Origin of the sequence: Escherichia sp. WS1368 (assembly GCF_046487485.1) — a bacterium.
Lineage (GTDB): Bacteria > Pseudomonadota > Gammaproteobacteria > Enterobacterales > Enterobacteriaceae > Escherichia > Escherichia coli.
The window spans coordinates 811,451-835,352 of record NZ_JBJQJI010000001.1; the positions used below are offsets into that span (position 1 = coordinate 811,451).

Annotated in this window: 25 protein-coding genes; 20 read left to right on the forward strand and 5 right to left on the reverse strand. The window is 49.9% G+C overall.

Translation table 11 applies throughout. The annotated features are described in order from the left end of the window. Positions 1-26 precede the first annotated feature (26 nt). On the reverse strand, positions 27-1,238 hold the full coding sequence (gene tyrP / locus ACJHYD_RS03925; protein WP_000797561.1) for a tyrosine transporter TyrP: 1,212 nt from the start codon (positions 1,236-1,238) through the stop codon (positions 27-29). A 189-nt stretch (positions 1,239-1,427) separates the two neighbouring features. Between tyrP and ACJHYD_RS03930 the strand changes: the two genes are divergently transcribed. After that, positions 1,428-1,667, forward strand: a complete 240-nt coding sequence (locus ACJHYD_RS03930) for a YecH family metal-binding protein (RefSeq protein WP_001595857.1) — start codon at positions 1,428-1,430, stop codon at positions 1,665-1,667. A gap of 37 nt (positions 1,668-1,704) precedes the next feature. Here the strand turns inward: ACJHYD_RS03930 and ftnA are convergent, their stop codons facing one another. Then, positions 1,705-2,202, reverse strand: coding sequence for a non-heme ferritin (ftnA, locus tag ACJHYD_RS03935; RefSeq protein WP_000917208.1), 498 nt, complete (start codon positions 2,200-2,202; stop codon positions 1,705-1,707). Between the two features lie 170 nt (positions 2,203-2,372). After that, positions 2,373-2,696: a YecR-like lipofamily protein gene (locus ACJHYD_RS03940; RefSeq protein ID WP_001595854.1), complete on the reverse strand. Its 324-nt coding sequence runs from the start codon at positions 2,694-2,696 to the stop codon at positions 2,373-2,375. A 262-nt stretch (positions 2,697-2,958) separates the two neighbouring features. Between ACJHYD_RS03940 and azuC the strand changes: the two genes are divergently transcribed. After that, the gene (gene azuC, locus ACJHYD_RS03945; protein WP_010723106.1) at positions 2,959-3,045 is read left to right on the forward strand and encodes a stress response protein AzuC; all 87 of its coding nucleotides are present in this window, start codon (positions 2,959-2,961) and stop codon (positions 3,043-3,045) included. 114 nt (positions 3,046-3,159) lie between these two features. Beyond that, positions 3,160-3,411 (forward strand): DUF2766 family protein YecJ, encoded by a 252-nt coding sequence (gene yecJ, locus ACJHYD_RS03950; RefSeq protein WP_000082120.1) that lies wholly within the window; start codon positions 3,160-3,162, stop codon positions 3,409-3,411. Positions 3,412-3,490: 79 nt separating this feature from the next. Here the strand turns inward: yecJ and ACJHYD_RS03955 are convergent, their stop codons facing one another. After that, the gene (locus ACJHYD_RS03955; RefSeq protein WP_001595852.1) at positions 3,491-3,994 is read right to left on the reverse strand and encodes a non-heme ferritin-like protein; all 504 of its coding nucleotides are present in this window, start codon (positions 3,992-3,994) and stop codon (positions 3,491-3,493) included. Positions 3,995-4,789: 795 nt separating this feature from the next. Between ACJHYD_RS03955 and araF the strand changes: the two genes are divergently transcribed. The 5 genes from araF (at position 4,790) to otsA (ending at position 10,730) form a co-directional block, all read left to right on the forward strand. Then, positions 4,790-5,779 carry an arabinose ABC transporter substrate-binding protein AraF gene (gene araF / locus ACJHYD_RS03960; RefSeq protein ID WP_000548675.1) on the forward strand — a complete coding sequence of 330 codons (990 nt, stop codon included), beginning with the start codon at positions 4,790-4,792 and terminating at the stop codon, positions 5,777-5,779. 69 nt (positions 5,780-5,848) lie between these two features. Next, the gene (gene araG, locus ACJHYD_RS03965) at positions 5,849-7,363 is read left to right on the forward strand and encodes an arabinose ABC transporter ATP-binding protein AraG (RefSeq protein WP_001187822.1); all 1,515 of its coding nucleotides are present in this window, start codon (positions 5,849-5,851) and stop codon (positions 7,361-7,363) included. A 14-nt stretch (positions 7,364-7,377) separates the two neighbouring features. Further along, positions 7,378-8,364, forward strand: coding sequence for an arabinose ABC transporter permease AraH (araH, locus tag ACJHYD_RS03970; RefSeq protein WP_001314829.1), 987 nt, complete (start codon positions 7,378-7,380; stop codon positions 8,362-8,364). Between the two features lie 166 nt (positions 8,365-8,530). Next, positions 8,531-9,331, forward strand: a complete 801-nt coding sequence (otsB, locus tag ACJHYD_RS03975; protein ID WP_001309561.1) for a trehalose-phosphatase — start codon at positions 8,531-8,533, stop codon at positions 9,329-9,331. Then, positions 9,306-10,730, forward strand: a complete 1,425-nt coding sequence (gene otsA / locus ACJHYD_RS03980; protein ID WP_001295646.1) for an alpha,alpha-trehalose-phosphate synthase — start codon at positions 9,306-9,308, stop codon at positions 10,728-10,730. Before otsB ends, otsA begins: the two co-directional genes overlap by 26 nt. Before the next feature lie 6 nt (positions 10,731-10,736). Here otsA and uspC read toward each other — a convergent pair whose 3' ends face one another. After that, positions 10,737-11,165 (reverse strand): universal stress protein UspC, encoded by a 429-nt coding sequence (gene uspC / locus ACJHYD_RS03985; protein WP_000122432.1) that lies wholly within the window; start codon positions 11,163-11,165, stop codon positions 10,737-10,739. A 780-nt stretch (positions 11,166-11,945) separates the two neighbouring features. On the opposite strand from uspC, the gene flhD reads away from it, so the two are divergent. The 12 genes from flhD to cheZ all read left to right on the forward strand — a co-directional run bounded on the left by flhD (position 11,946) and on the right by cheZ (position 23,750). Beyond that, entirely contained in the window at positions 11,946-12,296 is a 351-nt protein-coding gene (flhD, locus tag ACJHYD_RS03990) for a flagellar transcriptional regulator FlhD (RefSeq protein WP_001295647.1), read from the forward strand. A 2-nt stretch (positions 12,297-12,298) separates the two neighbouring features. Further along, positions 12,299-12,877, forward strand: a complete 579-nt coding sequence (gene flhC / locus ACJHYD_RS03995; RefSeq protein ID WP_001291591.1) for a flagellar transcriptional regulator FlhC — start codon at positions 12,299-12,301, stop codon at positions 12,875-12,877. 126 nt (positions 12,878-13,003) lie between these two features. Further along, positions 13,004-13,891 (forward strand): flagellar motor stator protein MotA, encoded by an 888-nt coding sequence (gene motA / locus ACJHYD_RS04000; protein ID WP_000906336.1) that lies wholly within the window; start codon positions 13,004-13,006, stop codon positions 13,889-13,891. After that, positions 13,888-14,814 (forward strand): flagellar motor protein MotB, encoded by a 927-nt coding sequence (gene motB, locus ACJHYD_RS04005; RefSeq protein WP_001551271.1) that lies wholly within the window; start codon positions 13,888-13,890, stop codon positions 14,812-14,814. Before motA ends, motB begins: the two co-directional genes overlap by 4 nt. 4 nt (positions 14,815-14,818) lie before the next feature. Then, complete coding sequence (gene cheA / locus ACJHYD_RS04010; RefSeq protein ID WP_001551270.1) at positions 14,819-16,783, forward strand: chemotaxis protein CheA; 1,965 nt, start codon at positions 14,819-14,821, stop codon at positions 16,781-16,783. 20 nt (positions 16,784-16,803) lie between these two features. Next, entirely contained in the window at positions 16,804-17,307 is a 504-nt protein-coding gene (cheW, locus tag ACJHYD_RS04015; protein WP_000147302.1) for a chemotaxis protein CheW, read from the forward strand. A 144-nt stretch (positions 17,308-17,451) separates the two neighbouring features. Beyond that, the gene (gene tar, locus ACJHYD_RS04020) at positions 17,452-19,113 is read left to right on the forward strand and encodes a methyl-accepting chemotaxis protein II (RefSeq protein ID WP_001551269.1); all 1,662 of its coding nucleotides are present in this window, start codon (positions 17,452-17,454) and stop codon (positions 19,111-19,113) included. Between the two features lie 45 nt (positions 19,114-19,158). Further along, positions 19,159-20,760 (forward strand): methyl-accepting chemotaxis protein IV, encoded by a 1,602-nt coding sequence (gene tap, locus ACJHYD_RS04025; protein ID WP_001551268.1) that lies wholly within the window; start codon positions 19,159-19,161, stop codon positions 20,758-20,760. Between the two features lie 18 nt (positions 20,761-20,778). Next, on the forward strand, positions 20,779-21,639 hold the full coding sequence (gene cheR / locus ACJHYD_RS04030; RefSeq protein WP_000204341.1) for a protein-glutamate O-methyltransferase CheR: 861 nt from the start codon (positions 20,779-20,781) through the stop codon (positions 21,637-21,639). Positions 21,640-21,641: 2 nt separating this feature from the next. Then, positions 21,642-22,691 carry a protein-glutamate methylesterase/protein glutamine deamidase gene (gene cheB / locus ACJHYD_RS04035; protein ID WP_000036371.1) on the forward strand — a complete coding sequence of 350 codons (1,050 nt, stop codon included), beginning with the start codon at positions 21,642-21,644 and terminating at the stop codon, positions 22,689-22,691. Positions 22,692-22,705: 14 nt separating this feature from the next. Beyond that, positions 22,706-23,095, forward strand: a complete 390-nt coding sequence (cheY, locus tag ACJHYD_RS04040) for a chemotaxis response regulator CheY (protein WP_000763867.1) — start codon at positions 22,706-22,708, stop codon at positions 23,093-23,095. A 10-nt stretch (positions 23,096-23,105) separates the two neighbouring features. Next, complete coding sequence (cheZ, locus tag ACJHYD_RS04045) at positions 23,106-23,750, forward strand: protein phosphatase CheZ (RefSeq protein ID WP_000983609.1); 645 nt, start codon at positions 23,106-23,108, stop codon at positions 23,748-23,750. Positions 23,751-23,902: the final 152 nt, after the last annotated feature.

The window sequence follows — 23,902 nt, forward strand, 5'->3', positions numbered from 1 at the left end:
CCAATAAGGAATTTGAGGCTATCTGATCACCCCACTTCTGGTAACAAGCCTGCTGCAATCAAAAATTGCACGCTAATCACAGCAATACCACAGAGAAACACCACCACCAGCGCCGGACGACCACCTTTCACCCGGTAACCCGCCTGAGGATTGTGCTTTCTGCTTTGCCAGGTCAACAGCGAAGGGATAATCAATGCCAGTACCGCCAGCGCCACACCGGCGTAACCCAGCGCCATCACAAATCCTCGTGGATAAAACAGTGCAAACGCCAACGGCGGCAGAAAGGTAATTGCACCAGTTTGCAATCGTCCACCAACGGTATTTGAACGCTGAAACAAATCTGCCAGATAATCAAATAAACCTAACGCAACGCCGAGAAATGACGTGGCGAGGGCTAAATCAGCAAATAAATGCACCGCCAGCTCAACATGCGGAGAGGCCACCATTTCGCGTAATGCCTGTAACAGCCCGTTTAATCCGGCATGATTAGCCAGCAATCCCATAAAGGTTGTTGAATCAATGCTGCCAAGCGTCGCCACCTGCCAGAAAATATATGCCACCAGGGGGATCGCACTACCGATTATAAACACCCAGCGTAGCTTACGAATGTTGCCATCCATATAGCTGACAATACTCGGCACGCTACCGTGAAAACCAAACGACGTAAAAATCACCGGGATTGCAGATAGTGCGAGCCCCTGTTGCAACGGCAGGGTTAAAAGATTCACCTTATGAATATGCGGAAGTAGCAGTACCAGCATCACCACCAGAAAAATAATTTTGGCGCTGAACAGAAAACGGTTAAATAAATCGACCAGCGAAGTTCCGACACAAACCACGCCACCGGCAACAAAAGTGAACAACAGCACGCCAGCGGTTGCCGACATTGAAATACCTGTCCAGTCGCTGATGCTGGAAGCCAACAATTCACCAGCACCGCTGATGTATGCCGCAGTCAGAGCATACATTAAGAACATCATACTGAAGCCCGTCAGCCACTGACCGTAGCGTCCCAGATAGCGTTTTGCCAGCGTGCCAAGACCGGTATCTGCCGGAACATGCTGGTACACCTCCAGCAGTAATAGCGCCGTGTAGCACATCAACGCCCAAAGCCCAATTAACAAGATTAACGTGACGCTAAAACCAACACCTGCCGCAGCCAGCGGCATTGCCAGCATGCCTGCGCCAATTGTGGTTCCCGCCACGATAAAAACACTTCCCAGAGTTCTGTTTTTCACGCTTTCTTCTGTCCTGACAATCTTTATGAGTGATATCTGCGGCGCAGGTTAAGGCATAACGGCTGCTTCGTCAAACCGACGTTACATATAGTGTAAATATAAATGTACAATAAAAGCGTTTAGTTCTGCGCTGGCGCAAAGTCTTCATAAGCGGCAATCGCTACGCTAGCCTTTTTTTGAGGAGGAACGATGGACTCTATTCACGGTCATGAAGTGTTAAATATGATGATTGAATCAGGTGAGCAATATACGCATGCCAGTCTGGAAGCTGCGATTAAAGCGCGTTTTGGTGAACAGGCACGTTTTCACACTTGCTCGGCAGACGGGATGACAGCGGGAGAGCTGGTAGCGTTTCTGGCAGCAAAAGGCAAATTTATACCTTCGGAAGACGGTTTTTCGACCGATCAGAGTAAGATTTGCCGTCACTGATTTGAAACGGCGGCAGAAAACCTGCCGCCTGAGAGCATTAGTTTTGTGTGTCGAGGGTAGAGAGTTCTTTGTCGATAAAATACAGACCTTCGCCGCTTTTGCCTGCCAGGCTTAATTTATCAATAATCGATTTGAACAGTTTCTCTTCTTCATGCTGCTCAGAAACATACCATTGCAGGAAATTAAATGTTGGGTAGTCCTGATTGGTCATTGCAGCATGAGCCAGTTCGTTAATTTTCTGCGTGATTAATTGTTCGTGTTTATAGGTTTCCTGGAATAATTCATCAAGTGAGGAATATTCAGCAAACGGAGATTCAACGGTATTAATACGCGGTAAGTTGCCGGTATCAGTCAGATAATCAAACAGACGCTGCATATGCGTCATCTCTTCCTGGGCGTGGCGGCGCAGGAACGCGGCAGCACCTTCGAAGGTATGATAGCTGCACCAGGCGCTCATTTGCTGATAAAGCAGTGAAGAGTACAGTTCCAGGTTCATCTGCTCATTAAGTTTTTCAATCATTTCTGGTTTCAGCATGATAGTGCTCCACAAAGGTTATATTTGTTGCTGTGGCGTCACTATAATTTGTTATTTTATTATTTGCAAAAGGTAAAATATAAACTTCATTTATTAAAAATACGAATGGGAATGAAACGCATTACCGCTATTTATTTAATCAGCGAAGATCCCCTCGCTGATTAAAACATTTAGAGAAAGACAGGGAAGGCGGAATGATGGCACTGATATGACAAAGTGAATTCCATATTCAAACATAAGGAACCCGCAAAAAGGCTACAGTTTCCTACTGGCTGACCAAAGGGGATCGCGTGGGTATAGCCTTCCTGCTGGCATGCGCGATCGGCGATCCCGCGACTGACATAACGATCGGTATGGGCATGCTGCAAAAAAGCCTGATCATAAACCAACCGAACAATACCTGTTGCCGCGTCAACTTCGCCCACATGAGCCTGGCGAGTAACTGTGCACCCCGCCAGCGTTATTAATGAAAGAGTCAGAATCAGAAGTCTCATGGTCCAGCCAGAAGAGTAAAAGAAAGCACTATTTTACGCGTTACAGCGCTGCGACAATGGCCGGAAAAGACGCCTGGCAGGCGCTATTTCTCGCCATCTGTATGTGTCAGAAATGGGGGGGCTGCTTTTTGATTATCATTTTTATAACATTAAAGGGGTATTTATGTGATTTGCATCACATAAAGATTGATTTTTGTGATGGTTGTCATATTATAAGTGCAAAGACAATAACACCTGCATAACAAATAATCGGAGTGCCGCGATGAAACTGCGCAAGATCCTGAAAAGTATGTTCAATAACTATTGCAAAACGTTCAAAGACGTACCACCAGGCAATATGTTCCGATAGCAAAAAACCTGCTCCGGCAGGTTTTTTTGTGTCCTGATGACGGTGGATGTGACTATCGCTGAAGATGTGAAGCCGCTACTATAACGGCTTTCAAAATGCTATCAGGAGTTTACGATGTCCCAGCCGCTGAATGCCGATCAGGAACTGGTTTCTGATGTGGTTGCTTGCCAGTTGGTTATCAAACAAATTCTGGATGTTCTCGATGTAATCGCGCCCGTTGAAGTTCGTGAAAAAATGTCCAGCCAGCTGAAGAATATCGACTTTACGCACCATCCCGCCGCCGCAGACCCGGTCACCATGCGGGCAATCCAAAAAGCCATCGCGCTGATTGAACTCAAGTTTACCCCACAGGGCGAATCCCATTAAAAAAACCGCTGCTTCAAAAAGATGAGGCAGCGGTTTCTCAAAAACTTCATCGGCGCAATGCATTAGCGCCGATGTATGATCAATGCAGCTGATGCGACACGACATTCAGAACATGTTGATCGGTCTGCACAGGGCACATACCCGCAAGTTTCGCACTGCGCACTTCATCAAGAATGGTTTGCAGCAACAGGCCATCATGCTGCTGTTCTTTTTCCAGATCGCGCAGGAAATTGGCGGTTGAATCATCATTCAGTTCTTTCGCTTCATCGGCTAACTGTGCCAACGTACTAGAACGTTGCTCGTATTCTTCCATCGTTTTTTGGAAAAGTTCTTCCAGTGAGTTCAGTTTTTCACCGGGAACATCAATGGCTTTAACGATGGGGGTAGCGCCGACACTCTTCATAAAGTTAAACATGCGCATCATTTGGGTCACATTACTCTGTGCCTGGGCGCGAAGGAAAGTGGCGGTGCCGTTCAGACTCTGTTCAGAACACCAGTTACTCAGGTGAAGGTAGAGATTGGATGCGTAAAACTCGCGGTTCATTTGAGAGTTGAGTTTGAGAAGCATTCCAGCGGTTGCCATACCTAATATCCTTATATCCAGAAGTGGAGAGGTGCAAGATAAATCAAAACACCATAATTACTGTTTGCAGAATAATTCCTTTCTGCCGGTCCGAAATGTGATCGTGGAGTCAATTCTGACGATGATCTGAAATAAGAATAACGTCTGAATGGGTATAAGAAAATGCTTAAATCATCAAGTTTATATATTTTTACATTTCATTGATGAAATCAATGTAACTGCAATGAATTTTAATGATAGTGCTTTTTGTATCTTGTTGATATTAATCGGTGAATTTGAATTCATGATGAAGCAATGATTTTTTAAAACGTTTTTTCATTTTTGCGATATGGCTCTCGGTATACGTGTTCTGTTAATTAATGAGCACGGTGATAATTAATGGCGAAATGAATGACGCGCTTTTTCCACATCTTTGAGTTGCGGTTATTACACCCTTTCAAAAACTCAACGCCAGGTAATGTGGCCTATTGACTGGTTAAAAAAAAGACATCCCGCTGGGTACCAAAGACAACAAGGATTTCCAGGCTAATCTTATGGATTAATCTGCTGTGCACTAGACAATTTGTCAGACAAATTGGCTTTTCCTTATGTCTTTTCCCGCTAAATTTATGCACGTTCTCACTGTAATTCTGCGATGTGATATTGCTCTCCTATGGAGAATTAATTTCTCGCTAAAACTATGTCAACACAGTCACTTATCTTTTAGTTAAAAGGTAATGCTTTGTTTTCCGATTAATTTAACGAATGTCATTCGTTTTTGCCCTACACAAAACGACACTAAAGCTGGAGAGAACCATGCACAAATTTACTAAAGCCCTGGCAGCCATTGGTCTGGCAGCCGTTATGTCACAATCCGCTATGGCGGAGAACCTGAAGCTCGGTTTCCTGGTGAAGCAACCGGAAGAGCCGTGGTTCCAGACCGAATGGAAGTTTGCCGATAAAGCTGGGAAGGATTTAGGGTTTGAAGTTATTAAGATTGCCGTGCCGGATGGCGAAAAAACATTGAACGCGATCGACAGCCTGGCTGCCAGTGGCGCAAAAGGTTTCGTTATTTGTACTCCGGACCCGAAACTCGGCTCTGCCATCGTGGCGAAAGCGCGTGGCTACGATATGAAAGTCATTGCCGTGGATGACCAGTTTGTTAACGCCAAAGGCAAGCCAATGGATACCGTTCCGCTGGTGATGATGGCAGCGACCAAAATTGGCGAACGTCAGGGCCAGGAACTGTATAAAGAGATGCAGAAACGTGGCTGGGATGTCAAAGAAAGCGCGGTGATGGCGATTACCGCCAACGAACTGGATACGGCTCGTCGCCGTACTACGGGGTCTATGGATGCGCTGAAAGCTGCAGGATTCCCGGAAAAACAAATTTATCAGGTACCTACCAAATCTAACGACATCCCGGGGGCATTTGACGCTGCCAACTCAATGCTGGTTCAACATCCGGAAGTTAAACATTGGCTGATCGTCGGTATGAACGACAGCACCGTACTTGGCGGCGTACGCGCGACGGAAGGTCAGGGCTTTAAAGCGGCCGATATCATCGGTATCGGTATTAACGGTGTGGATGCGGTGAGCGAACTGTCTAAGGCACAGGCAACCGGCTTCTACGGTTCCCTGCTGCCAAGCCCGGACGTACATGGCTATAAATCCAGCGAAATGCTTTACAACTGGGTAGCAAAAGACGTTGAACCGCCAAAATTTACCGAAGTTACCGACGTGGTATTGATCACGCGTGACAACTTTAAAGAAGAACTGGAGAAAAAAGGTTTAGGCGGTAAGTAATTTGCCAGAAAAATTCCCCTCTGCATGATGCAGAGGGGGTGTGAACGACCAGTGATTCACGGAGACGTTATGCAACAGTCTACCCCGTATCTCTCATTTCGCGGCATCGGTAAAACGTTTCCCGGCGTTAAGGCGCTGACGGATATTAGTTTTGATTGCTATGCCGGTCAGGTTCATGCGTTGATGGGTGAAAATGGCGCAGGAAAATCAACTCTCTTAAAAATCCTCAGCGGCAACTATGCGCCAACCACGGGTTCTGTAGTGATTAATGGGCAGGAAATGTCCTTTTCCGACACGACCGCAGCACTTAACGCGGGTGTGGCGATTATTTACCAGGAACTGCATCTCGTGCCGGAAATGACCGTCGCGGAAAACATCTATCTCGGCCAGCTGCCGCATAAAGGCGGCATTGTGAATCGCTCATTGCTGAATTATGAGGCGGGTTTACAACTTAAACATCTTGGTATGGATATTGACCCGGACACGCCGCTGAAATATCTCTCCATTGGTCAGTGGCAGATGGTTGAAATCGCCAAAGCGCTGGCGCGTAACGCCAAAATTATCGCCTTTGATGAGCCAACCAGCTCCCTCTCTGCCCGTGAAATCGACAATCTTTTCCGCGTTATTCGTGAACTGCGAAAAGAGGGGCGGGTGATCTTATACGTTTCTCACCGTATGGAAGAAATATTTGCCCTCAGCGATGCCATCACCGTCTTTAAAGATGGGCGTTATGTCAAAACCTTTACTGATATGCAGCAGGTTGACCACGACGCCCTGGTGCAGGCGATGGTCGGGCGCGACATCGGTGATATCTACGGCTGGCAACCGCGTAGTTATGGCGAGGAGCGCCTGCGTCTTGATGCTGTGAAAGCACCAGGCGTGCGTACGCCAATAAGTCTGGCGGTTCGCAGTGGAGAAATTGTCGGTCTGTTTGGTCTGGTCGGGGCAGGGCGTAGCGAATTAATGAAAGGCATGTTTGGCGGTACGCAAATCACCGCCGGTCAGGTTTATATCGACCAACAGCCGATCGATATTCGTAAACCGAGCCACGCTATTACCGCAGGCATGATGCTCTGCCCGGAAGATCGCAAAGCGGAAGGCATTATTCCTGTGCACTCCGTTCGCGACAATATCAACATCAGTGCCAGACGCAAACATGTGCTCGGCGGTTGTGTAATCAACAACGGTTGGGAAGAAAACAATGCCGATCACCACATTCGTTCGCTCAACATCAAAACGCCGGGCGCTGAGCAACTGATTATGAATCTCTCAGGCGGAAATCAGCAAAAAGCCATTCTGGGCCGCTGGTTATCGGAAGAGATGAAGGTCATTTTGCTGGATGAACCTACGCGCGGCATTGATGTTGGCGCTAAGCACGAAATATATAACGTAATTTATGCGCTGGCGGCGCAGGGTGTGGCGGTGCTGTTTGCCTCCAGCGACTTACCTGAAGTCCTCGGCGTTGCCGACCGGATTGTGGTGATGCGGGAAGGTGAAATCGCCGGTGAATTGTTACACGAGCAGGCAGATGAGCGTCAGGCACTGAGCCTTGCGATGCCTAAAGTCAGCCAGGCTGTTGCCTGAGTAAGGAGAGTATGATGTCTTCTGTTTCTACATCGGGGTCTGGCGCACCTAAGTCGTCATTCAGCTTCGGGCGTATCTGGGATCAGTACGGCATGCTGGTGGTGTTTGCGGTGCTCTTTATCGCCTGTGCCATTTTTGTCCCAAATTTTGCCACCTTCATTAATATGAAAGGGTTGGGCCTGGCAATTTCCATGTCGGGGATGGTGGCTTGTGGCATGTTGTTCTGCCTTGCTTCCGGTGACTTTGACCTTTCTGTCGCCTCCGTAATTGCCTGTGCGGGTGTCACCACGGCGGTGGTTATCAACCTGACTGAAAGCCTGTGGATTGGCGTGGCAGCGGGTTTGTTGCTGGGTGTTCTCTGTGGCCTGGTCAATGGCTTTGTTATCGCCAAACTGAAAATAAATGCTCTGATCACGACACTGGCAACGATGCAGATTGTTCGAGGTCTGGCGTACATCATTTCAGACGGTAAAGCGGTCGGTATCGAAGATGAAAGCTTCTTTGCCCTTGGTTACGCCAACTGGTTCGGTCTGCCTGCGCCAATCTGGCTCACCGTCGCGTGTCTGGTTATCTTTGGTTTGCTGCTGAATAAAACCACCTTTGGGCGTAACACCCTGGCGATTGGCGGGAACGAAGAGGCTGCGCGTCTGGCGGGTGTACCGGTTGTTCGCACCAAAATTATTATCTTTGTTCTCTCTGGTCTGGTATCAGCGATAGCCGGAATTATTCTGGCTTCACGTATGACCAGTGGGCAGCCAATGACGTCGATTGGTTATGAGCTGATTGTTATCTCCGCCTGCGTTTTAGGTGGCGTTTCTCTGAAAGGTGGCATCGGAAAAATCTCATATGTGGTGGCGGGTATCTTAATTTTAGGCACCGTGGAAAACGCCATGAACCTGCTTAATATTTCTCCTTTCGCGCAATACGTGGTTCGCGGCTTAATCCTGCTGGCAGCGGTGATCTTCGACCGTTACAAGCAAAAAGCGAAACGCACTGTCTGATGCTTTTTTCCACAACAATTTAACGTTTTTTCCCACCACAGCCAGCCGCCACAACGGTTGGCTGTTCTTCGTTACAAATGGCGACCCCCGTCACACTGTCTATACTTACATGTCTGTAAAGCGCGTTCTGCGCAACACAATAAGAAAAGAGAAGGAGGAGAACCGGGTGACAGAACCGTTAACCGAAACCCCTGAACTATCCGCGAAATATGCCTGGTTTTTTGATCTCGATGGAACGCTGGCGGAAATCAAACCGCATCCCGATCAGGTCGTCGTGCCTGACAATATTCTGCAAGGACTTCAGCTACTGGCAACCGCAAGTGATGGTGCATTGGCATTGATATCAGGGCGCTCAATGGTGGAGCTTGACGCACTGGCAAAACCTTATCGCTTCCCATTAGCGGGCGTGCATGGGGCGGAGCGCCGTGACATCAATGGTAAAACGCATATCGTTCATCTGCCGGATGCGATTGCGCGTGATATTAGCGTGCAACTGCATACGGCTATCGCCCAGTTTCCCGGTGCGGAGCTGGAGACGAAAGGGATGGCCTTTGCGCTGCATTATCGTCAGGCTCCGCAGCATGAAGACGCATTAATGACATTAGCGCAACGTATTACTCAGATCTGGCCACAAATGGCGTTACAGCAGGGAAAGTGTGTTGTCGAGATCAAACCGCGAGGCACCAGTAAAGGTGAGGCGATTGCTGCCTTTATGCAGGAAGCTCCCTTTATCGGGCGAACGCCTGTATTTCTGGGCGATGATTTAACCGATGAATCTGGCTTCGCAGTCGTTAACAGGCTGGGCGGAATGTCAGTAAAAATTGGCACAGGCGCAACTCAGGCATCATGGCGACTGGCGGGCGTACCGGATGTCTGGAGCTGGCTTGAAATGATAACCACCGCATTACAACAAAAAAGAGAAAATAACAGGAGTGATGACTATGAGTCGTTTAGTCGTAGTATCTAACCGGATTGCACCACCAGATGAGCACGCCGCCAGTGCCGGTGGCCTTGCCGTTGGCATTCTGGGGGCACTGAAAGCCGCTGGTGGACTGTGGTTTGGCTGGAGTGGCGAAACAGGGAATGAGGATCAGCCGCTAAAAAAGGTGAAAAAGGGTAACATTACGTGGGCCTCTTTTAACCTCAGCGAACAGGACCTTGACGAATACTACAACCAATTCTCCAATGCCGTTCTCTGGCCTGCTTTTCATTATCGCCTCGATCTGGTGCAATTTCAGCGTCCTGCCTGGGACGGCTATCTACGCGTAAATGCGTTGCTGGCAGATAAATTATTGCCGCTGTTGCAAGATGATGACATTATCTGGATCCACGATTATCACCTGTTGCCATTTGCGCATGAATTACGCAAACGGGGAGTGAATAATCGCATTGGTTTCTTTCTGCATATTCCTTTCCCGACACCGGAAATCTTCAACGCGCTGCCGACATATGACACCTTGCTTGAACAGCTTTGTGATTATGATTTGCTGGGTTTCCAGACAGAAAACGATCGTCTGGCGTTCCTGGATTGCCTTTCTAACCTGACCCGCGTCACGACGCGTAGCGCAAAAAGCCATACGGCGTGGGGCAAAGCGTTTCGAACGGAAGTTTACCCGATCGGCATTGAGCCGAAAGAAATAGCCAAACAGGCTGCCGGGCCACTGCCGCCAAAACTGGCGCAACTCAAAGCGGAACTGAAAAACGTACAAAATATCTTTTCTGTCGAACGGCTGGATTATTCCAAAGGTTTGCCGGAGCGTTTTCTCGCCTATGAAGCGTTACTGGAAAAATATCCGCAACATCACGGTAAAATTCGTTATACCCAGATCGCGCCAACGTCGCGTGGTGATGTGCAAGCCTATCAGGATATTCGTCATCAGCTCGAAAATGAAGCCGGACGAATTAATGGTAAATATGGGCAATTAGGCTGGACGCCGCTTTATTATTTGAATCAGCATTTTGACCGTAAATTACTGATGAAAATATTCCGCTACTCTGACGTGGGCTTAGTGACGCCACTGCGTGACGGGATGAACCTGGTAGCAAAAGAGTATGTTGCCGCTCAGGACCCAGCCAACCCGGGCGTTCTTGTTCTTTCGCAATTTGCGGGAGCAGCAAACGAGTTAACGTCGGCGTTAATTGTTAATCCCTACGATCGTGACGAAGTTGCAGCTGCGCTGGATCGTGCCTTGACTATGTCGCTGGCGGAACGTATTTCCCGTCATGCAGAGATGCTGGACGTTATCGTGAAAAACGATATTAACCACTGGCAGGAGTGCTTCATTAGCGACCTAAAGCAGATAGTTCCGCGCAGCGCGGAAAGCCAGCAGCGCGATAAAGTTGCTACCTTTCCTAAGCTTGCGTAAGTGCGGTTAATCTCCCGTAAGTGGAACTAACAGCACATCGACCTCACTTGAGGCAATCACTCTTTTCGCCGAGCAGGATGCTCGCGAAAAGAAACTGTGATTGTGATTACCGCAAATCACCAAATCGAAATGATATTTGCGACAAACTTCCAGAATATGTTCGCTTAACTCACCGTAGGCAATAAACGTCTTGTCAACGGGATACCCCGCATCCTGAATTAACTTATCAAGAAAGCTTTGCGTTTCTTCCTGCATCACGCTGCGTAAATCTTCAAGCATCGGCGCAGCTAATTGATTGTACATTTCCGGGTCGGAAGCGAGAGTAATTAAACTGATGTGTCCCTTTACTGGCCTGGCGATAGATACCGCTTTTGCCAGCAGTTGCTGACTTTCCGGTGTAACCGCAACGGCGACAAGAATATTGCTATAGCTCATAACCTGTTCCTTATTCTGTGAACTTCAGGTGACATTAAAGCTTTACTCCTAATGGAGAAACGACGCAATCCCAACTCAGTCAAACAGGTAAATATTAGTCTGATTATTAGTAAAGACAATTAATCAATCACTCTCGGTGATCATATGATTTCAACTGTAATTATAAGAAAATAATGTACTGATTCTCCATATTAAACAAGTGGTTAATATATGTAAAACATTTTATTAACATTAAGTTGATTGTTGCCTTTCTTTGTATTTAATTAGTTTGTTGTGCGGTAAGTGTCTGTTTAAAAATAGCTTATCTGGTATTGCATTAAAGCAATTATTTATAGCAGATGATTATTTACGGTGAGTTATTTTAACTGTGCGCAACATCCCATTTCGATTATTCCTGTTTCATTTTTGCTTGCTAGCGTCGCGAAAAACTTTTTAACAGATTGAAATACACCCAAAACAAAAGTATGACTTATACATTTATGTTAAGTAATTGAGCGTTTTGTGTGATCTGCATCACACATTATTGAAAATCGCAGCCCCCCTCCGTTGTATGTGAGTGTAGTGACGAGTAAAGTTGCGTCGATTTAGGAAAAATCTTAGATAAGTGTAAAGAACCCCTTCTATTTGTAAGGACTTATTAAATCCCAAAAAGGGGCTCTGCCTATTGCAGCTTATCGCAACTATTCTAATGCTAATTATTTTTTACCGGGGCTTCCCGGCGACATCACGGGGTGCGGTGAGACCGCATAAAAATAAAGTTGGTTATTCTGGGTGGGAATAATGCATACCTCCGAGTTGCTGAAACACATTTATGACATCAACTTGTCATATTTACTACTTGCACAGCGTCTGATTGTTCAGGACAAAGCGTCCGCAATGTTTCGTCTCGGCATAAATGAAGAAATGGCGACAACGTTAGCGGCACTGACTCTTCCGCAAATGGTTAAGCTGGCAGAAACCAATCAACTGGTTTGTCACTTTCGTTTTGACAGCCACCAGACGATTACTCAGTTGACGCAAGATTCCCGCGTTGACGATCTCCAGCAAATTCATACCGGCATCATGCTCTCAACACGCTTGCTGAATGATGTTAATCAGCCTGAAGAAGCGCTGCGCAAGAAAAGGGCCTGATCATGAGTGAAAAAAGCATTGTTCAGGAAGCGCGGGATATTCAGCTGGCAATGGAATTGATCACCCTTGGCGCTCGTTTGCAGATGCTGGAAAGCGAAACACAGTTAAGTCGCGGACGCCTGATAAAACTCTATAAAGAACTGCGCGGAAGCCCACCGCCGAAAGGCATGCTGCCATTCTCAACCGACTGGTTTATGACCTGGGAACAAAACGTTCATGCTTCGATGTTCTGTAACGCATGGCAGTTTTTACTGAAAACCGGTTTGTGTAATGGCGTCGATGCGGTGATCAAAGCCTACCGTTTATACCTTGAACAGTGCCCGCAAGCAGAAGACGGACCGCTGCTGGCATTAACCCGTGCCTGGACATTGGTGCGGTTTGTTGAAAGTGGATTACTGCAACTTTCCAGCTGCAACTGCTGCGGCGGCAATTTTATTACCCACGCTCACCAGCCTGTTGGCAGCTTTGCCTGCAGCTTATGTCAGCCGCCATCCCGGGCAGTAAAAAGACGTAAACTTTCCCAGAATCCTGCCGATATTATCCCACAACTGCTGGATGAACAGAGAGTACAGGCTGTTTAACTTATACGGTGTGGCGCAACATTCCAGCAGCGGTAACGACGTACCGCTGCTTTTTTTTGCCCCAATCGCGCGTTAACGCCTGACGACTGAACATCCTGTCATGGTCAACAGTGGAAGGATGATGTCGTGCTTATCTTATTAGGTTACCTGGTTGTTCTCGGTACAGTTTTCGGCGGTTATTTGATGACCGGTGGAAGCCTTGGAGCACTCTATCAACCCGCTGAACTGGTGATTATTGCCGGTGCAGGGATTGGGTCGTTTATCGTCGGCAATAATGGCAAAGCGATTAAAGGCACGCTGAAGGCGCTGCCGTTGCTGTTTCGTCGCTCCAAATACACCAAAGCAATGTATATGGATCTGCTGGCTCTGCTTTATCGGTTGATGGCGAAATCGCGGCAGATGGGGATGTTTTCGCTGGAACGTGATATTGAAAATCCCCGTGAGAGCGAGATCTTCGCCAGCTACCCACGCATCCTTGCGGATAGCGTCATGCTTGATTTTATCGTCGATTATCTGCGTCTGATTATCAGCGGTCACATGAACACCTTCGAAATCGAAGCCCTGATGGATGAAGAGATTGAGACGCACGAAAGCGAGGCAGAAGTCCCGGCGAACAGTCTGGCGCTGGTCGGGGACTCACTTCCGGCGTTTGGTATTGTCGCTGCTGTGATGGGGGTCGTTCACGCGTTAGGTTCAGCCGATCGTCCTGCCGCCGAGCTGGGGGCGCTTATCGCACATGCGATGGTGGGGACTTTCCTCGGTATTTTATTGGCTTACGGATTTATTTCCCCATTAGCGAGTGTTTTACGTCAGAAAAGCGCCGAAACCAGCAAAATGATGCAGTGCGTCAAAGTCACACTGCTTTCTAATCTGAACGGTTACGCACCGCCTATCGCCGTTGAGTTTGGTCGCAAAACGCTCTATTCCAGCGAACGTCCGTCGTTTATTGAACTGGAAGAGCATGTGCGTGCGGTGAAAAATCCGCAACAACAGACGACAACCGAGGAAGCATGAAGAATCAAGCGCATCCGATTATTGTCGTCAAACGACGCAAAGCCAAAGGCCACGGGGCAGCACATGGATCGTGGAAGATTGCTTATGCCGACTTTATGACCGCGATGATGGCTTTTTTTCTGGTGATGTGGCTGATCTCCATCTCCAGCCCAAAAGAGTTGATTCAGATTGCGGAGTACTTCCGGACTCCACTGGCGACTGCGGTTACGGGCGGCGATCGCATTTCTAATAGTGAAAGCCCAATTCCCGGTGGGGGTGATGATTACACCCAAAGCCAGGGGGAAGTGAATAAGCAGCCGAACATCGAAGAGCTGAAAAAACGCATGGAGCAAAGTCGATTGCGGAAATTGCGGGGTGATCTCGACCAGTTGATTGAATCCGATCCGAAACTGCGGGCGTTACGCCCACATCTCAAAATCGATCTGGTTCAGGAAGGTCTACGTATTCAGATCATCGATAGCCAGAATCGCCCGATGTTCAGAACCGGCAGTGCCGATGTGGAACCCTATATGCGCGACATTCTGCGCGCCATCGCGCCCGTTCTGAATGGTATTCCCAACCGTATTAGCCTTTCGGGTCATACCGATGATTTCCCTTACGCCAGTGGTGAGAAAGGATATAGCAACTGGGAGCTTTCTGCCGATCGGGCCAATGCATCCCGCCGCGAACTGATGGTTGGCGGGTTGAATGGCGGCAAAGTGTTACGTGTCGTCGGCATGGCGGCAACGATGCGCTTAAGCGATCGCGGTCCTGATGATGCTGTCAACCGTCGCATCAGCCTGCTGGTACTGAACAAACAAGCCGAACAGGCCATTTTGCATGAAAACGCCGAAAGCCAGAATGAGCCAGTAAGCGCCCTGGAAGAACCTGAGGTTGCACCACAGGTCAGTGTTCCCACAATGCCATCAGCCGAACCGAGGTGACAGCGTGAGCATGGATATAAGCGATTTTTATCAGACATTTTTTGATGAAGCGGACGAACTGTTGGCTGACATGGAGCAGCATCTGCTGGTTTTGCAGCCGGAAGCGCCAGATGCCGAACAATTGAATGCCATCTTTCGGGCTGCCCACTCGATCAAAGGAGGGGCAGGAACCTTTGGCTTCAGCGTTTTGCAGGAAACCACGCATCTGATGGAAAACCTGCTCGACGAAGCCAGACGAGGTGAGATGCAACTCAACACCGACATTATCAATCTGTTTTTGGAAACGAAGGACATCATGCAAGAACAGCTCGACGCTTATAAACAGTCGCAAGAGCCGGATGCTGCCAGCTTCGATTATATCTGCCAGGCCTTGCGTCAACTGGCATTAGAAGCGAAAGGCGAAACGCCATCCGCAGTGACCCGATTAAGTGTGGTTGCCAAAAGTGAACCGCAAGATGAGCAGAGCCGCAATCAGTTGCCGCGACGAATTATCCTTTCGCGCCTGAAGGCCGGGGAAGTCGACCTGCTGGAAGAAGAGCTGGGGCATCTGACAACGTTAACTGACGTGGTGAAAGGGACGGATTCTCTCTCGGCAATATTACCGGGCGACATCGCCGAAGATGACATCACAGCGGTACTCTGTTTTGTGATTGAAGCCGATCAGATTACCTTTGAAACAGTAGAAGTCTCGCCCAAAATATCCCCCCCACCAGTGCTTAAACTGGCAGCCGAACAAGCGCCAACCGGTCGCGTGGAGCGGGAAAAAACGACGCGCAGTAGTGAATCCACCAGCATCCGTGTAGCGGTAGAAAAGGTTGATCAATTAATTAACCTCGTCGGCGAGCTGGTCATCACCCAGTCCATGCTTGCCCAGCGCTCCAGTGAACTGGACCCGGTTAATCATGGTGATTTGATTACCAGCATGGGGCAGTTACAACGTAACGCTCGTGATTTGCAGGAATCAGTGATGTCGATTCGCATGATGCCGATGGAATATGTCTTTAGTCGCTATCCCCGGCTGGTGCGTGATCTGGCGGGAAAACTCGGCAAGCAGGTAGAACTGACGCTGGTGGGCAGTTCCACTGAACTCGACAAGAGCCTGATAGAACGCATTATCGACCCGCTGACCCACCTGGTACGCAATAGCCTCGATCACGGTATTGAACTGCCAGAAAAACGGCTCGCCGCAGGTAAAAATAGCGTCGGAAATTTAATTCTTTCTGCCGAACATCAGGGCGGCAACATTTGCATTGAAGTGACCGACGATGGCGCGGGGCTAAACCGTGAGCGAATTCTGGCAAAAGCGGCCTCGCAAGGTCTGACCGTCAGCGAAAACATGAGCGACGACGAAGTCGCAATGCTGATATTTGCACCTGGCTTCTCCACGGCAGAGCAGGTCACCGACGTCTCCGGGCGCGGCGTCGGCATGGACGTCGTTAAACGTAATATCCAGGAGATGGGCGGTCATGTCGAAATCCAGTCGAAGCAGGGTACTGGCACTACGATCCGCATTTTACTGCCGCTGACGCTGGCCATCCTCGACGGCATGTCCGTACGCGTTGCGGATGAAGTTTTCATTCTGCCGCTGAATGCTGTCATGGAATCACTGCAACCCTGTGAAGCCGATCTGCATCCACTGGCTGGCGGCGAGCGGGTGCTGGAAGTGCGGGGTGAATATCTGCCTATCGTCGAACTGTGGAAAGTGTTCAACGTCGCGGGCGCGAAAACCGAAGCCACCCAGGGAATTGTGGTGATCTTACAAAGTGGCGGTCGCCGCTACGCCTTGCTGGTGGATCAATTAATTGGTCAACACCAGGTTGTGGTTAAAAACCTGGAAAGTAACTATCGCAAAGTCCCCGGCATTTCTGCTGCGACCATTCTTGGCGACGGCAGCGTGGCACTGATTGTTGATGTCTCCGCCTTGCAGGCGATAAACCGCGAACAACGTATGGCGAACACCGCCGCCTGAATGAGTAAAAAGGTAACAATATGACCGGTATGACGAATGTAACAAAGCTGGCCAGCGAGCCGTCAGGCCAGGAATTTCTGGTATTTACCCTTGGTGATGAAGAGTACGGTATTGATATCCTGAAAGTGCAGGAGATCCGTGGCTATGATCAGGTAACACGGATTGCGAACACGCCAGCGTTTATCAAAGGCGTCACGAATCTGCGCGGTGTTATTGTGCCGATTGTGGACTTACGAATTAAGTTCAGCCAGGTGGATGTGGACTATAACGACAACACGGTAGTTATCGTCCTGAATCTCGGACAGCGGGTGGTCGGCATCGTGGTTGACGGCGTTTCAGACGTGCTTTCATTGACGGCGGAGCAAATTCGTCCGGCACCGGAATTTGCCGTGACGCTTTCAACAGAATATCTCACTGGACTGGGCGCACTGGGCGACCGGATGTTGATTCTGGTGAACATCGAAAAACTGCTGAACAGCGAAGAGATGGCGCTGTTAGATAGCGCGGCGTCAGAAGTGGCGTAATTCTCCCGATTTCCTCAATTGCAATGAACCCGATGACCTGCGCATCGGGTTTTTTATTTCAGTTTCGCGGCGGGTGGCATCAGCAATAAAGTTTCCCCCTTCCTTGCCGATAACGAGATCAACTTGTTTTCAGGAAGGTGCCTTATGATTAACCGTATCCGCGTAGTCACGCTGTTGGTAATGGTGCTGGGGGTATTCGCACTGTTACAGCTTATTTCCGGCAGTCTGTTTTTTTCTTCCCTTCACCATAGCCAGAAGAGCTTTGTGGTTTCCAATCAATTACGGGAACAGCAGGGCGAGCTGACGTCAACCTGGGATTTAATGCTGCAAACGCGCATTAACCTGAGTCGTTCAGCGGTGCGGATGATGATGGATTCCTCCAATCAACAAAGTAACGCCAAAGTTGAATTGCTCGATAGCGCCAGGAAAACATTGGCCCAGGCAGCGACGCATTATAAAAAATTCAAAAGCATGGCACCGTTACCTGAAATGGTCGCTACCAGTCGTAATATTGATGAAAAATATAAAAACTATCACACAGCGTTAACTGAACTGATTGATTATCTTGATTATGGCAATACTGGAGCTTATTTCGCTCAGCCAACCCAGGGAATGCAAAATGCAATGGGCGAAGCGTTTGCTCAGTACGCCCTCAGCAGTGAAAAAATGTATCGCGATATCATCACTGACAACGCAGATGATTACCGATTTGCCCAATGGCAACTGGCGGTTATTGCGCTGGTGGTGGTATTGATTCTGCTGGTGGCGTGGTACGGCATTCGCCGTATGTTGCTTACACCGCTGGCAAAAATTATTGCTCACATTCGCGAAATCGCCAGTGGTAACCTGGCGAATACCCTGACCATTGACGGGCGCAGTGAAATGGGCGACCTGGCGCAGAGCGTTTCACATATGCAACGCTCTTTGACTGACACCGTCACTCATGTGCGTGAAGGTTCAGATGCCATCTATGCCGGTACCCGTGAAATTGCGGCAGGCAACACCGATCTTTCCTCCCGTACTGAACAGCAGGCATCTGCGCTGGAAGAAACTGCCGCCAGCATGGAGCAGCTCACCGCGACAGTGAAGCAAAACGCCGATAACGCCCGCCAGGCCTCACAACTGGCGCAAAGTGCCTCTGACACTGCCCAGCACGGCGGCAAAGTAGTGGATGGCGTAGTGAAAACGATGCATGAGATCGCCGATAGTTCGAAGAAAATTGCCGACATTATCAGCGTTATCGATGGTATTGCCTTCCAGACTAATATCCTCGCGCTGAATGCCGCTGTTGAAGCAGCACGAGCGGGTGAACAAGGCCGTGGTTTTGCCGTGGTGGCGGGCGAAGTGCGTAATCTTGCCAGCCGCAGCGCCCAGGCGGCAAAAGAGATCAAAGCCCTCATTGAAGACTCCGTCTCGCGCGTTGATACCGGTTCGGTGCTGGTCGAAAGCGCCGGGGAAACAATGAACAATATCGTCAATGCTGTCACTCGCGTGACTGACATTATGGGCGAGATTGCATCGGCATCGGATGAACAGAGCCGTGGCATCGATCAAGTCGCATTGGCGGTTTCGGAAATGGATCGCGTCACGCAACAGAACGCATCGCTGGTGCAGGAATCAGCTGCCGCCGCAGCTGCGCTGGAAGAACAGGCCAGTCGTTTAACGCAAGCGGTTTCCGCGTTTCGTCTGGCAGCCAGCCCACTCACCAATAAACCGCAAACACCATCCCGTCCTGCCAGTGAGCAACCACCGGCACAGCCACGACTGCGAATTGCTGAACAAGATCCAAACTGGGAAACATTTTGACGAGTATTTACTAACGCGGTCATTGCCGCCTGATGGGGAGCGTTGATGTTTAATCGTATTCGAATTTCGACCACGCTGTTTTTAATTTTGATTCTCTGCGGGATCTTGCAGATTGGCAGTAACGGCATGTCTTTTTGGGCATTTCGCGACGATTTGCAACGACTGAATCAGGTCGAACAGAGCAATCAGCAACGTGCGGCTTTAGCGCAAACTCGGGCGGTAATGTTACAGGCCAGTACCGCGCTGAACAAAGCGGGCACTCTGACGGCGCTTAGCTATCCGGCGGATGACATTAAAACGTTGATGACGACGGCGCGCGCCAGTCTGACGCAATCCACCACGCTGTTTAAAAGTTTTATGGCGATGACTGCGGGCAACGAGCACGTCAGGGCGTTGCAAAAAGAGACGGAGAAAAGTTTTGCCCGCTGGCACAACGATCTCGAACATCAGGCGACCTGGCTTGAAAGTAATCAACTTTCGGATTTCCTCACTGCGCCGGTGCAGGAATCACAGAATGCGTTTGACGTTAACTTTGAGGCCTGGCAGCTGGAGATCAACCATGTGCTGGAAGCTGCCAGTGCGCAAAGCCAGCGTAACTATCACATTTCGGCGCTGGTGTTTATCAGCATGATTATTGTTGCAGCGCTCTACATCAGCAGTGCGCTGTGGTGGACGCGCAAGATGATTGTTCAACCACTGGCCATCATCGGTAGCCATTTTGACAGCATTGCTGCGGGTAATCTGGCGCGTCCGATTGCAGTGTATGGTCGCAATGAGATCACCGCCATTTTTGCCAGTCTGAAGACCATGCAGCAGGCTTTGCGTGGGACGGTAAGTGATGTGCGTAAGGGAAGCCAGGAGATGCACATTGGTATCGCGGAGATTGTCGCAGGCAATAACGATCTCTCAAGTCGTACCGAACAGCAGGCGGCATCGCTGGCACAAACGGCCGCCAGTATGGAGCAATTAACCGCCACGGTAGGGCAAAACGCCGATAACGCACGACAGGCGTCGGAACTGGCAAAAAATGCCGCGACAACGGCGCAGGCGGGCGGTGTTCAGGTCAGTACCATGACTCACACCATGCAGGAGATCGCCACCAGCTCGCAAAAAATTGGCGACATTATCAGCGTTATCGACGGCATTGCTTTCCAGACCAATATTCTGGCCCTGAATGCGGCAGTGGAAGCGGCTCGCGCCGGAGAGCAGGGTCGTGGTTTTGCGGTAGTGGCAGGTGAAGTGCGCAATCTTGCCAGCCGTAGCGCCCAGGCAGCAAAAGAGATCAAAGGGCTGATCGAAGAGTCAGTCAATCGTGTCCAGCAGGGTTCGAAACTGGTGAATAACGCCGCCGCGACCATGACTGATATTGTCAGTTCGGTGACCCGCGTGAACGACATTATGGGAGAAATTGCTTCGGCCTCGGAAGAACAACGGCGGGGGATTGAGCAGGTTGCGCAGGCTGTCAGCCAGATGGATCAGGTGACACAGCAGAACGCCTCGCTGGTAGAAGAAGCGGCGGCGGCAACGGAACAACTGGCGAACCAGGCTGACCATCTTTCGTCGCGTGTGGCGGTATTTACCCTTGAAGAACATGAAGTAGCACGACATGAGTCGGCGCAGTTACATATTGCGCCAGTGGTATCCTGAAGTGATTGAGAAGGCGCTATGACTTCATCTCTGCCCTGTGGGCAAACGTCTTTATTGTTACAGATGACCGAGCGCCTGGCGCTTTCCGACGCGCATTTTCGGCGGATAAGTCAATTGATCTATCAACGAGCCGGGATCGTCCTGGCCGACCATAAACGCGACATGGTTTACAACCGACTGGTTCGTCGTTTGCGTTCGCTGGGACTGACGGATTTCGGCCATTACCTGAACTTGCTGGAATCTAATCAGCACAGCGGTGAGTGGCAGGCGTTTATCAATTCGCTGACCACGAATCTGACGGCATTTTTCCGTGAGGCGCATCATTTTCCTCTGCTCGCGGATCACGCCCGGCGTCGTTCTGGCGAGTATCGCGTATGGAGCGCGGCGGCTTCGACCGGCGAAGAGCCGTACAGCATTGCGATGACACTGGCTGACACATTGGGCACCGCGCCCGGACGCTGGAAAGTGTTTGCCAGCGACATTGACACCGAAGTGCTGGAAAAAGCCAGAAGCGGTATTTATCGCCATGAAGAGTTGAAAAATCTGACGCCGCAGCAACTGCAGCGGTACTTCATGCGAGGGACGGGACCGCATCAAGGGCTGGTACGCGTGCGTCAGGAATTGGCGAATTATGTTGATTTTGCCCCGCTGAATTTACTGGCGAAACAGTACACCGTGCCGGGGCCGTTTGATGCGATCTTCTGTCGTAACGTCATGATCTACTTCGATCAAACTACCCAGCAGGAGATTTTGCGCCGCTTTGTTCCGCTCCTTAAACCCGACGGATTGCTGTTTGCGGGTCACTCTGAAAACTTTAGCCACCTTGAGCGCCGCTTCACGCTGCGTGGTCAGACGGTGTATGCGCTAAGTAAGGATTAACGATGAGCAAAATCAGGGTGTTATCTGTCGATGATTCGGCACTGATGCGCCAGATCATGACAGAAATCATCAACAGCCATAGCGACATGGAAATGGTGGCGACCGCCCCTGATCCGCTGGTTGCGCGTGATTTGATTAAGAAATTCAATCCCGATGTATTGACGCTGGATGTTGAAATGCCGCGGATGGACGGACTGGATTTCCTCGAAAAATTAATGCGTTTGCGTCCAATGCCCGTAGTGATGGTTTCTTCCCTGACCGGCAAAGGGTCAGAAGTCACGCTGCGCGCGCTGGAGCTGGGGGCGATAGATTTTGTCACCAAACCGCAACTGGGTATTCGCGAAGGAATGCTGGCGTATAGCGAAATGATTGCTGAAAAGGTGCGTACAGCAGCAAAGGCGAGCCTTGCAGCACATAAGCCATTGTCGGCACCGACAACGCTGAAGGCAGGGCCGTTGTTGAGTTCTGAAAAACTGATTGCGATTGGTGCTTCAACGGGTGGAACTGAGGCAATTCGTCACGTACTGCAACCGTTGCCGCTTTCCAGCCCGGCACTGTTAATTACCCAGCATATGCCGCCCGGTTTCACCCGCTCTTTTGCCGACAGACTTAATAAGCTTTGCCAGATCGGGGTTAAAGAAGCCGAAGACGGAGAACGTGTTTTGCCGGGGCATGCCTATATTGCGCCGGGCGATCGGCATATGGAGCTGGCGCGTAGTGGCGCAAATTATCAAATCAAAATTCACGACGGCCCGGCGGTTAACCGTCATCGGCCTTCGGTAGATGTGTTGTTCCATTCTGTCGCCAAACAGGCGGGGCGTAATGCGGTTGGGGTGATCCTGACCGGTATGGGCAACGACGGCGCGGCGGGAATGTTGGCGATGCGTCAGGCGGGGGCATGGACCCTTGCGCAAAACGAAGCAAGTTGCGTGGTGTTCGGCATGCCGCGCGAGGCCATCAATATGGGTGGTGTCTGCGAAGTGGTCGATCTTAGCCAGGTAAGCCAGCAAATGTTGGCAAAAATTAGTGCCGGACAGGCGATACGTATTTAAATCAGGAGTGTGAAATGGCGGATAAAGAACTTAAATTTTTGGTTGTGGATGACTTTTCCACCATGCGACGCATAGTGCGTAACCTGCTGAAAGAGCTAGGATTCAATAATGTTGAGGAAGCGGAAGATGGTGTCGACGCTCTCAATAAGTTGCAGGCAGGCGGTTATGGATTTGTTATCTCCGACTGGAACATGCCCAACATGGATGGCCTGGAATTGCTGAAAACGATTCGTGCGGATGGTGCGATGTCAGCATTGCCAGTGTTAATGGTGACTGCAGAAGCGAAGAAAGAGAACATTATTGCTGCGGCGCAAGCGGGGGCCAGTGGCTATGTGGTGAAGCCATTTACCGCCGCGACGCTGGAGGAAAAACTCAACAAAATCTTTGAGAAACTGGGCATGTGAGGATGCGACTATGATGCAACCATCAATCAAACCTGCTGACGAGCATTCAGCTGGCGATATCATTGCGCGCATCGGCAGCCTGACGCGTATGCTGCGCGACAGTTTGCGGGAGCTGGGGCTGGATCAGGCCATTGCCGAAGCGGCGGAAGCCATCCCCGATGCGCGCGATCGTTTGTACTATGTTGTGCAGATGACCGCCCAGGCTGCGGAGCGGGCGCTGAACAGTGTTGAGGCGTCACAACCGCATCAGGATCAAATGGAGAAATCAGCAAAAGCGTTAACCCAACGTTGGGATGACTGGTTTGCCGATCCGATTGACCTTGCCGACGCCCGAGAACTGGTAACAGATACGCGGCAATTTCTGGCAGATGTCCCCGCGCATACCAGCTTTACTAACGCGCAGCTGCTGGAAATCATGATGGCGCAGGATTTTCAGGATCTCACCGGACAGGTCATTAAGCGGATGATGGATGTCATTCAGGAGATCGAACGTCAGTTGCTGATGGTGCTGTTGGAAAACATCCCCGAACAGGAGTCGCGTCCAAAACGTGAAAACCAGAGTTTGCTTAATGGACCTCAGGTCGATACCAGCAAAGCCGGTGTGGTAGCCAGTCAGGATCAGGTGGACGATTTGTTGGATAGTCTTGGATTTTGATTTGTATTGCCTGATGTGGCGTGACTACGTCATATCAGGCGGTCGTATAACGCGATGACGCCGCATCCGACAAACGCATACTATGCTTGATGTGTGGCAGTAAAAGCCCTAAATCCCGCCTGTTTTGCCCCTTACTCAAACCATTGAACGCT